The following is a 10,820-nucleotide window of genomic DNA, read 5'->3' on the forward strand; positions in this document are numbered from 1 at the left end:
CCCCGGGAATCGCCCTGCGGGTCAGCCGGACGGTGATGCCGTCGGGGTAGACGGTGTTGTCGACGGGGCCGCCGGTGTCGACGGGCTGCCGGACGGTGTCGGCGTCGGTGTTGGCGTCACCGCTGCACCAGCGGTAGCGCGGTCAAGTGCAGCCTTCATCTGGTTCAGCTGGTTCTGGTATTCGGCGAGGTTGCCGTTCTTGAGAGCGTCCTGCGCCCGCGTCCAGGCAGCCTGTGCATCGGCGAGCGCCTGTTTGACCGTCTGGTTCGTCTGTGTCGGTGGTGTCTTGGTACCCGGCGGGTTCTCGCCCGTGTCGACGTTGGTCTTGAACACCTTCTCGAGGGCTTCCTGCAGCGTCGACCCGAAGGCGACGTTGTCCCCGAAGGACACCAGGACGTACCGGAGAACGGGGTAGTTACCCGGTCCGCTGGTCCGCGACGAGTAGACCGGCTGGACGTAGAGCAGACCACCGCCGAGCGGCAACGTCAGCAGGTTCCCGAACTGGGCTCTGGCACCGCTGTTCTGCTGGTTGATCGGTAGCAGCGCCGATCTGATGCCTTCGTCGGTCTGGAACTTGTTGTACACCTGCCCCGGACCAGGCACCTGCAGGTTCGCCGGCAATCGCAGTATTCGGAACTTGCCGTAGTCCGGGGAGGTCGCCTCGGAATCGACAGCCATGAACGCGGTGAGGTTCTCCCGTTCACCGTTCGGTACGTAGACCGATGTCAGGGAGAACTTCGGATCGCTCTGATCCGGCATCCGCAACGAGAGATAGAAGGGAGGCTGGCTGACTTGACTGGACGAGTCGCTACCGGTCGCCACCGCGGTCGGGTCGGCCGGAACGCGCCACAGGTCGCTGTTCTGGTACCAGGTGCCCGCGTCCTGGACGTGGTACTTCGCGAGCAAGTCGCGCTGCACCTTGAACATGTCCTCCGGGTAGCGCAAGTGCGCCATCAGCGCCGGGGAGATGTCGGAGCGCGGCTTGACCGTGCCGGGGAAGGCCTTCATCCAGGTCTTGAGTACCGGGTCGTTCTCGTCCCACGCGTACAGCTCGACCGAGCCGTCGAAGGCGTTGACGACCGCCTTGACAGAGTTGCGGATGTAGTTGATGTTCTCGCTCGGCTGCTGGGCGATCGTGCCGCGGCCGGTCGTGGTGTCGCGGGTGCTGGTGTCCAGGCCGACCTTCTCGGAGTACGGGTAGTTGTCCGAAGTGGTGTAGCCGTCGACGATCCAGACCACCTGGCCGTCCACGACCGCCGGGTACGGGTCGCCGTCCGGCGTCAGCCACGGCGCGGCCTTCTCGACCCGCTCGCGCGGGGTGCGGTCGTAGAGGATCTTCGAGTCCGCGTTCACCCGGCTGGACAGCAGGATGTTCGCGTCCCGGAACTTCGTTGCGTAGAGCAACCGGTTGAAGAACGAGCCGACCTTGACACCACCCTTGCCCTTGTAGGTGTTCAGCGTCGGGTCGCCGCCCTTGGTTCCTTCCGGGGTGTCCAGCTCGACCGGACCGGACCCGTCCGGGGCACCGACGATCGAGTAGTCCGGCGACTGCTCGCCGAAGTAGATCCGCGGTTCGTAGTCGCCGAGCTGACCCTGCGGCGGCAGGTCCTTCTCGGTCCAGACCGGCGTACCGTCGGGGGCCCGCTGGTTCCCGTTCGCGGCGACGACACCGTAGCCGTGGGTGTAGACCGTGTGGTCGTTGTTCCAGTTCCGCTGACCGGCCGGCAGCTTGTCGATCTGCACCTCCCGGGCCGCGATCACGGTGTCCTGGGACTTGTTCTTGAGCCGGTACCGGTCGACGTCGAGATCGGTCGGGAAGGAGTAGAAACCGCGGACCTGCTGCAACTGCTCGAAGGTCGGACCGATGACGGTCGGGTCGATCAGCCGGATGCCGGGCAGCACGTCCGCGTCCGCGGTCAGTTCGTTCGGCTTGGCGGTGCTCTGCGCCTGGTACTCGGTGATCTGCGTGTTCTCCAGGTTGTACGCCTGGCGCGTGGCCGCGATGTTCTTGCTGATGTACGGCCCTTCCTTCACCGGCTCGCTCGGACGAACGCGCAGCTGCTGCAGGGCGGCCGGCCACAGCGCGCCGAGGAGGATCGCCGACAGGATCAGCACGACAGTGCCGACGCCGGGAAGCAGCCAGGTCCGGCGGACCACGTTCGCGAAGAACAGGCCGGCACAGAGGACCGCGATGACGGCCAGGATCTCCTTGCTCGGCAGGATCGCGTTGTCACCTGTGTAGGAGATACCGGTGAAGAGCCTGCCGTCGGAGGTGGTGAGGCCGTAGCGGTCGAGCCAGTAGCTGAAGGACTTCAGCAGCACGAGCAGCCCCAGCAACACCGAGAACTGCACCTGCGCCGCACCGGAGGCCTTCTGCCCCTTGGCCGACGGGCGGAACCCGCCGTACAGGTAGTGGGTGATGATCGCGGCCACCAGCGAAAGCAGCACGATCGAGTAGCCGAAGCCGAGCAGCACCCGCAGCCACGGGTAGTCGAAGACGAAGAACGAGATGTCCTTGTTGAAGTGCTGGTCGGTGACACCGAACGGCGTCCGGTTCTTCCACGCCAGGAAGGTCTTCCACTCCCCCGACGCTGCCGAGCCGCCGAAGATCAGCATCAGCGTGGCGACCGCGCCGACCGCGATCTTCCCGTGTTGCTGCAGCAGATCCCCGTATCGCTCGAAACCGGGGCTCGGCGACGGTGCGAGCGCGACCCGCGGACGGGTCCGGAACGCAACGACGACGTTCGCGACGACGGCAACCGCCATCAGCAGGCCGACCACCACGAACAGCAGCACCCGGGTGCCGAGCACCGTGCTGAACACCGAGCCGAGGTCGACCGATCGGTACCAGAGTCGCTGGGTCCAGACGTCGGTGAAGACGCTGAAGAGGATCAGCAGGACGATCAGGGTCGCGATCGTCGGCAGCAGCGCGCGCGGACGGCCGCCTGGCCGCCGTATCCTCCGGGCGGGCGGCTCCTCGGGCATGTCGTAGACGCCGTCGCTCATGGTCGCTTCTCCTCGTCGTCGCTCACGCCGTCGACCCCAGGACCTTCACCCGACCGGCTGCCGGCCGAAGGTTCGAATGTCAATGACAGTACTTCGCACAGCGTGGGGACCAAGTCGGCACCGGTGAGCACAGCGCTGTCCTCGTCGTGCGCACGCAGCCGGACCGCGCCGAAACGGTCGCCTTCGCGGAGCACGGCCGCGACCATCCGGACCTCGTGCCGGCGCGGATCGCTGCCGGCCATCCGAGCCAGCTCGGCGTCCGACTCGGCAGTGGACAGGCCGGACTCGGCCGCCGCGGGCAGCACGATCCGCTCGATCGCCAGCGCGCAGCCGGCGACACCGTCGGGCCATTCGATCCGGCCCAGCGTGTCGGCCAGGTTCGCGTCGTCGACGCCGCCGGGGAGCTCGCCCTGTGCCACCGGGGTCAGCGGCTGGGACGCGTCCTCGGCGCCGAGCTGGGCGGCCAGGTGCGGTTCGGCGCGGAGCAGTTCGGCGGTCGGGACCAGCGCGAACAACTGGGCGGGCTGGTCCCAGCCCGCGCCACTCACGTGCTTCTCGATCTCGACCACCGCGCGGCTCAGCGCGTCAGGAGGCAGCATGCCTACGACATCCATGCCGGCAGATCTTCCCTTCGGTTCGCCGGTTCGTTCAGGTTGCTCATTGGCTGCACGACGGGACGTCTCCCTTGCCGGTGGTGGCCGCCTGCAGGGCGCTGATCGCGTCCTTCAGAGTGCTGATCTTCACCAGCTGGATGCCCTTGACGTCGGCATGCAGTGCGGCCCCGCAGTTCGGCGCCGGGACCAGGAAGATCGTGGCGCCGTCGTTCCTGGCACCGGCGATCTTCTGCTGGATGCCGCCGATCGCGCCGACCTGGCCGAGCGCGTCGATCGTGCCAGTGCCGGCGACGTGCTTGCCGTTCAGCAGCGCGCCCGGCGTCAGCTTGTCGTAGATGGCCAGCGCGAACGCGGTCCCCGCGCTCGGGCCGCCGATGTCCTGGCCGAGGTTGACCGACACCTTCACCTGGGAGTCGACGCCGATCGTGATCCCGACCATCGGGCGGGTCTCGTCGCCGGGAGTCGCGGCGGTCTTCAGCTCGACGGTCTGCTCAGCGGTACCGCGCCGGATCAGGAAGATGACGTTCTGACCGATCTTGTGCTTCCGCACGAGCTCACCGACCTGCGGGACCTGCGTCACGGTCCGGCCGTCCACGGCCAGGATCAGGTCACCGGGCTTCAGCTTGCCCTGCGCCGGCGACTTGTCCGCGACCGTCGACACCTTCGTGTGGAACGGGACGTTCGCCGCCTGCAGCGCGGCCGCGACCGCACTGTCCTGGGAGCCGGTCATCTCCGCGGTGTTCTGCTGCTCGACCTCGTCGGCGCTCTGGCTCGGCGGATAGATGATGTCGCGCGGGAACAGGTCGTGGTGCGGGTCGAGCCAGTTCCGCATCGCCTGCGGAAGCGTCAACTGCCGGTCCGGCGAGGTCACCGACACCGTGGTGAGGTCCAGCTGGCCCGAGGTCGGGAACGTCTCGTGCCCGGTGATCTCGATGACCGGCTTGCTCTTCGCGCTCCCGAGGGTGTCCTTGACCGGCCCGGGGCTGAACGAGACGAACGGCACCGGGAACGCGGTCACCAGCCCCAACGAGACGACGAGGACGACGATCGAGGTGACCAATGTGGCGGTACGACGTGTCACGAACCCTGCCCTGCGATCTTGGTGGAGCCGGAGCCACGGTCCTCGGAGACCGGCTGATGATTACGACGACCCAGGCCCCGCCGGCGTTCCGGAGTGGCCCGCGGCCCCGGTGCGGCGAGTGCGGCGCTGAACCGGCGGAACTCGTCCACCGACGCGAAGGGGCCACCGGACCGGCGCGGCTCACGGCTGCGCCACCCGCGCCAGGCTGCCCAGCACATCGCGAGCAGCGTGGCGGCCAGCGGGAACGCCAGCCACGCCAAAACCTTCATCCGGCCACCTTCATGCGCCCAGCGTACGGGTCAGTGAGCGCCGACCCACTCGCTGCCACCGTCGGTGAACTGCTGGTGTTTCCAAATCGGGACCTCTGCCTTGAGGTCGTCGATCAGCCGCCGGCAGGCCACGAAGGCGACGTCGCGGTGCGATGCGGCCACCGCCACGATCACCGCGGCATCCCCGATCACGAGGTCCCCGGTCCGGTGGACGGCTGCCAGAGCGGTCACCGCGGGGTCGTCACAAACCCGCTGCGCGACCTTCCGCAGGTGCTCCAACGCGTCCGGGTGCGCCTCGTAACTGAGCCGGTCGACCGGCTTCTCCTGGTCGTGGTTGCGCACAGTACCGATGAAAAGCGCAGTTCCACCCGCCGTCGGATCGGCGACAGCAGCCAGCACCTCGTCACTGGACAACGCGCCGTCGCGAATGTCCAGCAGCCTGATCGCGTCGCTCATCCGTTCCTCATTCCCGCCGGGTCCCACACCTGCAGACCACACCATTCCATCCCCCAGACCACGATTCTCCCTCCGACCCCGGCTTTCGCCGACATCACCTCCCACTTCGCCGTTCCCGGGCGCTGCGCTGCGTGTCCCGGCGTGCACCGGGAGAGACTGTTGCCCTGCTCACCTAGTTCCCGGGCAGCCCACCGGCTCTGCCCGCGGCGAACACCAGGCGTGAACGGTTCACCGGGGGCGGAACTCGTGGATCGAACCAGTACGTTTGGAGTAGTACGCCCCACCCGCACAGGAAGGCCCTCCGATGAGCGACGAACCGGAAAACCCGGACAACCCCTTCAAGGGCACGCCGTTCGAGGCCATGTTCCAGCAGTTCTCCGGTGCGGCCGGCGCGGGCGGCGCCCCGGACCTGAACGCGATCTTCGCGCAGGTCCAGCAACTGCTCAGCGGTTCGGCCGACGGCAAACCGGTGAACTGGGACCTGGCCAAGGACATCGCCCGCAAGACGGTCTCCGCCGCCGGGGACCGGTCGATGAACGCGACCGACAGCGACCGGGTCGCCGACGCGGTCCGGCTCGCCGAGCACTGGCTGGACGACGCGACCACTCTGCCCGAGGTCTCCGCGACCTCTCAGGCCTGGAGCCGCGCCGAGTGGGTCGAGAACACGCTCCCGGTCTGGCAGACCGTCGTCGACCCGGTGGCCGAGCACGTCTCCGGCGCGATGGGCAACGCACTGCCCGCGGAGGCACAGCAGTTCGCCGGCCCGATGGCCGGAATGTTGAGGCAGCTGGGCGGTTCGGTGTTCGGTGCCCAGGTCGGGCAGGGCCTCGGCGAGCTCGCCGGTGAAGTCGTGAGCTCCTCCGACATCGGTCTGCCGCTCGGCCCGACCGGTCAGGCGATCCTGCTGCCCGACAACGTCGCGAAGTTCGCGGAGGGACTTGGGCTGACCGACGAGGACGTCCGGCTGTACCTGGCGCTCCGCGAGGTCGCCCACCAGCGGCTGTACGCAGGTGTCCCGTGGCTGCGGCAGCACCTGCTCGCCGCGGTCGCCGACTACGCGGCCGGAATCGAGGTCGACAGCGGCAAGATCGAGCGCGCGATGGCCGACATCGACCCGCAGAACCCGGAAGCCATGCAGGAAGCCCTCGCCGGTGGCCTGTTCGAGCCCGAGGACTCCGAGCAGCAGAAGGCAGCCCTGGTCCGCCTCGAGACCACGCTGGCTCTGGTCGAAGGGTGGGTCGACGACGTCGTACGTCAAGCCACCAAGGACCGGATGCCCGCCGCCGTCCAACTCGCCGAGACAGTACGCCGCAGGCGCGCCGCCGGCGGCCCCGCCGAACAGACGTTCGCGACCCTCGTCGGCCTTCAACTCCGTCCCCGCCGCCTCCGCGACGCCGCCAACCTGTGGGCCGCCGTCCGCGACGCCCGCGGTGTCGAAGGCCGCGACAACCTCTGGTCCCACCCGGACCTGATGCCCAGCACCGGCGACCTCGACGACCCCATCGGCTTCGCCCAACACGCCGGCGAACTCTCCAACATCGACATCACCGACTTCCTCGACACCCCAACCGACCCCCAGGACGACACCGGCGACACCCCCAAGTAGCCCGACGCCCTCCCCGCCCCGGGGGGTTGGGAGACTGGGCGCATGCTTCGTGCGGATGCGGTTGCGTTGTTGGAGCGGTGGAGTGCGCCGGATGCGGAGCAGGAGGAGTTGCGGCGGCACTATCTGCGGCATCTGGCTGAGCACGCGGACGGGATGTGGCGGTCGTGCCGACCGGAGCATGTGACGGCCAGTGCGTTGGTCGTCGATGCGCTCGGTGAGAAGACGCTGCTGACACTGCACAAGACCGTGGGGCGTTGGCTTCAGCTCGGCGGACACTGCGAGCCGGGTGATACGACACTCGCCGGGGCGGCGCTTCGCGAAGCAACTGAGGAGTCGGGTCTGACGGGGCTGACGGTCAGCCCGCAACCACTTCAGCTCTCGCGTCATCTGCTCGCGGCGGGTGGATGTGCTGGTGCGTATCACCTGGACGTCCAGTTCCTGGTGACAGCAACGACGAACATGCAGTACGTCGTCAGCGACGAGTCGGACGACCTCGCTTGGTTCCCGCTCGACGCTCTTCCACCGGATACGGACACGAGCGTCCAGGCCCTCGCAGCGCGCGCACTTCCGCACGCATCACAAACCTAAATGCCTGTGGGCCGGCCCAAGTCAGCCGGCCCACCTCTCCGCCACAGAGCACCCCACCCCAGCTCTGCTTCCCCCGTAGCACTAGATCCCCGTGTCCCCGCTGGTACTAAATCCCCGTGTCCCCGTTGGTGCTAATTCCCCCGTTGGTAATGCGCCCCCGTGATCCCCGTTGATAGCTCCCCCATGGGTACTGCATCCCCGTGCCCCTCGGCGTGGTCACCTGACCGTGCCGTCCTGCTGTCCCCGTGCGTCCGGTTGATGTGGCGGTTCAGGGTGGGCGCGGTCCCCCGGCCGCGCGATTTGCCTCATCTGTGCTGGTCCCCGCCGCATCCCCCCGATGCGGTTGGGTTCGTCGGGTACCGCCCCTGAACGGCATCGGCGAAGAGTGCTGGGCTTCCCCCGAAGTCCCTGCTGCATGGTGAACGAGCGGATGGAAAGAAGGTGACGGCTCAGGAGTGACGAAGTATGGATCTTGTTGCGTCCCAGCCCTCAAGCCCGGGATCCAGTCGCGCTAGGTCAGCATTCGATCGCAGACGGTGCCAACCGGGGCCGACAGCAACGGCATGGCGACGAGGTTTGCGGGCTTCGACTTCGGTGAGTGGCATGTCGAACGTGGGCGCGAGTTCGCCGACCCAGTCCGCGGCCGGCACGTTGACACCGATCGCCGCCATTGTGCCGTCCTCAGCGGGAGTCACGGCGATGTCGGCGTGCGCAAGCGCGCGGAACAGCTTGCCGATCAGGAGCCCCGGCAGGTCGGGTACGTCGTACGACACTGCAACGACCGCCGCGGCCGGCCCGGCGACTTCCACCGCGTGCAGGACGGGCCGCGCGGGATCGACGGCGTACGTCGGCGTCCCGGGCCAGGTCAGTGCGCTCAGCTCGGCAACGGCCGCCTCGTCACCGGCAACCGCGACCGCAACGTCGACCCGATCCAGAGCGGCGAGTACTTCGTACGTGTCCTCGGCCATCGCCAGCCGCCACGCCTCGGCGTCCCGGCCGGGCGGCGCCCAGGTGCCAACGCCCGGTACGACGACAACGACCACCCGGCGATCCGTCATGCGGGAGTACTCGAGTCGTACGCGGCGCGAGCCGCGGCAACCTGAGGCATGTGGCCGTCGGCCCAGGACTTGATGGCGGAGATGAGCGGCATCAGCGTCCGGCCCAACGGCGTGAGTTCGTAGTCGACGCGGACCGGCACCGACGGCGTGACCGAGCGAGTCAGCAGGCCGTCACGCTCGAGCGAGCGGAGGGTTTGGGTGAGCATCTTCTGGCTGACACCGGCGATCCGGCGGGACAGGTCGGAGTACCGCTGAGGGCCGTCGGCGAGGGCCGTCAGGATCAGAGTCACCCACTTGTCGCTGATCCGGTCCAGGAGTTGCCGTGCGGGACAGGTCGCCAGGAACGCGTCGTACTCGCGGGCCGCTTCCTCGCGGCGCTGGGTGGCGGTACGGGTCGGCATGGCTCTCCTTCTCGTGCGGTACGCACTCCGAAGTACGTACTTCCCACCAGAGAGTAGCTCTCCCACAGTGGTGTCCAAACCCACGAACCAAGGAGAGAAACGATATGCGCGCACTGGTGGCCCGGCGGCTCGACGGGCCGGAGGCGATCGAGTTGATCGAGACCGCCGTACCGGAGCCGGCCGCTGGTCAGGTACGGATCAAGGTGGCCGCCGCAGCGGTCAACCCGGTGGATCTCGCAGTCAGCACTGGGGCCTTGGTCCAGGTCGGTCTGACGGCGGCACGGGAACAGTTCGGCCTCGGCTGGGACGTTGCCGGCACGGTGGACGCTGCAGGTGCGCAAACAGACCTACAAATAGGTACGCCGGTGGTCGGCGTGGCGGACCTGCTGGCACAGACCCTCAAGACACACGCGGAGTATGTCGTCCTCGACGCTGACACCGTCATCCAAGCCCCGCAGGGCGTGGAGCTCGAGAGAGCAGCAACCTATGGGCTGAACGGCCTCACAGCCTTGCAGGCGGTCAAGGCGGTTCGTGGCGAGACCGTACTCATCACTGGAGCCGCAGGCGGTGTCGGCGGGTACTCCGTGGAGTTGGCGAAGCACCTCAACAAGACCGTGATCGCCAGCGCCGCAGCAGCAGACGAAGAGCTGGTACGACGACTCGGCGCGGACCACTTCGTCGACCGCAACGAAGACCTGGCAGCAGCTGTACGACGAATCGCGCCGACCGGCGTTGACGGTGTCGTGGACGCTGCGGTCGCCGGAATCGGTGCACAGGAGGCCGTGCGCAACGGCGGACGGCACGTACACCTGCAGGGCGGTCCGCGACCGCCTCACTTGAGAGGCATCACCGTGGAGCAACTCTTCATCCACGCGAATCGCAACGAGCTGGCGGAACTCACGCGCCTCGTAGAAACGGGGGTGATCTCAACGAGGGTCGCGGACATCTACGAGCTCAGCAACGCTCAGCAGGCCTACAAGCGACTCGCGGAGGGAGGGGTCCGCGGGCGACTCGTGCTTGTGCCCTAGGCGGTCGCCTTAAGGTCGGGCTTGATCAGACCGAGGCGGAGGCCGGCCATGATCGCGTTGGCTCGATTCGTGGCGCCGAGCTTGTCGTAGAGCCGCGACACGTACGTCTTCGCGGTCGAGAGGCTCACGAACATCGAGCCTGCGATCGCCGGCACCGACTGTCCGGTCGCCAGCAACGCAAGGACTTCGCGCTCCCTCGGGCTGAGCGCGAGAGTTGCGACCGCCGACAGAGGCGCTTGTCCGCGTCGGGCGAGAGCCGAAGCGAGACCTGTCGCAGTGAAGGACGCGGCCGCGACAGCCGCGTGCCGGATCGCCCCGAGTACCTCGGCGTTCGGGGCCGTCTTGGCCACGAACGCAGACACCCCGTTCTCCAGAGCGCGGAACAGGACGTCGTCCTCGTCATGTGACGTCAGTACGACGATGCCGAGCGACGGCTGCCGGTCACGCAATTCCCGGGCGAGCCGCAGCCCATCGGCGTCCGGCAGTACCACGTCGAGTACGACGACGTCGGGGTGAGCGGCTGCGATGCAGGCGGGCGCATCGGAGGCGAGGCCGCACTCGCCGACGACGGTGATGTCCGTATCGGCGCTCACGAGCCCCACCAGCCCGTATCTGGTCAAGGTGTGCCCGTCGACAACCACGACAGTGATCGGTCCACTCATTTTCTGCCCCCCGTGAAAGCCCCAGCGCAGCGTGACGACTATCACCTGCTG

11 protein-coding genes are annotated in these 10,820 nt (G+C 67.9%); 3 read left to right on the forward strand and 8 right to left on the reverse strand.

Annotated elements, in window-relative coordinates:
- Window positions 1–21: 21 nt before the first annotated feature.
- The 5 genes from ACZ5BU_RS01430 to ACZ5BU_RS01450 are packed head-to-tail and all read right to left on the reverse strand — an operon-like array spanning window position 22 to window position 5,426.
- Window positions 22–3,006 carry a UPF0182 family membrane protein gene (locus ACZ5BU_RS01430; RefSeq protein ID WP_465694658.1) on the reverse strand — a complete coding sequence of 995 codons (2,985 nt, stop codon included), beginning with the start codon at window positions 3,004–3,006 and terminating at the stop codon, window positions 22–24.
- Complete coding sequence (locus tag ACZ5BU_RS01435) at window positions 3,003–3,620, reverse strand: PPA1309 family protein (protein WP_465694660.1); 618 nt, start codon at window positions 3,618–3,620, stop codon at window positions 3,003–3,005. The genes ACZ5BU_RS01430 and ACZ5BU_RS01435 overlap by 4 nt, the downstream gene beginning before the upstream one ends.
- Window positions 3,621–3,663: 43 nt before the next feature.
- The gene (locus ACZ5BU_RS01440) at window positions 3,664–4,701 is read right to left on the reverse strand and encodes a YlbL family protein (RefSeq protein WP_465694661.1); all 1,038 of its coding nucleotides are present in this window, start codon (window positions 4,699–4,701) and stop codon (window positions 3,664–3,666) included.
- A complete protein-coding gene (locus ACZ5BU_RS01445) occupies window positions 4,698–4,970 on the reverse strand; it encodes a hypothetical protein (RefSeq protein WP_465694662.1) in 273 nt (90 codons plus the stop codon). The genes ACZ5BU_RS01440 and ACZ5BU_RS01445 overlap by 4 nt, the downstream gene beginning before the upstream one ends.
- A 30-nt stretch (window positions 4,971–5,000) precedes the next feature.
- The gene (locus ACZ5BU_RS01450) at window positions 5,001–5,426 is read right to left on the reverse strand and encodes a molybdenum cofactor biosynthesis protein MoaE (RefSeq protein WP_465694663.1); all 426 of its coding nucleotides are present in this window, start codon (window positions 5,424–5,426) and stop codon (window positions 5,001–5,003) included.
- 304 nt (window positions 5,427–5,730) lie between these two features.
- Here ACZ5BU_RS01450 and ACZ5BU_RS01455 point away from each other — a divergent pair, with 304 nt between their 5' ends.
- Together ACZ5BU_RS01455 and ACZ5BU_RS01460 are read left to right on the forward strand one after the other, a co-directional pair.
- On the forward strand, window positions 5,731–7,032 hold the full coding sequence (locus tag ACZ5BU_RS01455) for a zinc-dependent metalloprotease (protein WP_465694665.1): 1,302 nt from the start codon (window positions 5,731–5,733) through the stop codon (window positions 7,030–7,032).
- A gap of 42 nt (window positions 7,033–7,074) precedes the next feature.
- Complete coding sequence (locus ACZ5BU_RS01460) at window positions 7,075–7,620, forward strand: NUDIX hydrolase (RefSeq protein ID WP_465694666.1); 546 nt, start codon at window positions 7,075–7,077, stop codon at window positions 7,618–7,620.
- A 449-nt stretch (window positions 7,621–8,069) separates the two neighbouring features.
- Here ACZ5BU_RS01460 and ACZ5BU_RS01465 read toward each other — a convergent pair whose 3' ends face one another.
- Entirely contained in the window at window positions 8,070–8,678 is a 609-nt protein-coding gene (locus tag ACZ5BU_RS01465; RefSeq protein WP_465694667.1) for a DUF2064 domain-containing protein, read from the reverse strand.
- Window positions 8,675–9,079 (reverse strand): winged helix-turn-helix transcriptional regulator, encoded by a 405-nt coding sequence (locus tag ACZ5BU_RS01470; RefSeq protein WP_465694669.1) that lies wholly within the window; start codon window positions 9,077–9,079, stop codon window positions 8,675–8,677. Before ACZ5BU_RS01470 ends, ACZ5BU_RS01465 begins: the two co-directional genes overlap by 4 nt.
- Before the next feature lie 104 nt (window positions 9,080–9,183).
- Here ACZ5BU_RS01470 and ACZ5BU_RS01475 point away from each other — a divergent pair, with 104 nt between their 5' ends.
- Window positions 9,184–10,107, forward strand: a complete 924-nt coding sequence (locus tag ACZ5BU_RS01475) for an NADP-dependent oxidoreductase (protein ID WP_465694670.1) — start codon at window positions 9,184–9,186, stop codon at window positions 10,105–10,107.
- On the opposite strand, the gene ACZ5BU_RS01480 is transcribed toward ACZ5BU_RS01475, so the two are convergent.
- Window positions 10,104–10,769 (reverse strand): response regulator, encoded by a 666-nt coding sequence (locus ACZ5BU_RS01480; RefSeq protein ID WP_465694671.1) that lies wholly within the window; start codon window positions 10,767–10,769, stop codon window positions 10,104–10,106. The two genes, ACZ5BU_RS01475 and ACZ5BU_RS01480, sit on opposite strands and share 4 nt — an antisense overlap.
- Window positions 10,770–10,820 lie beyond the last annotated feature (51 nt).

Source organism: Kribbella sp. NPDC031520, from assembly GCF_055580825.1.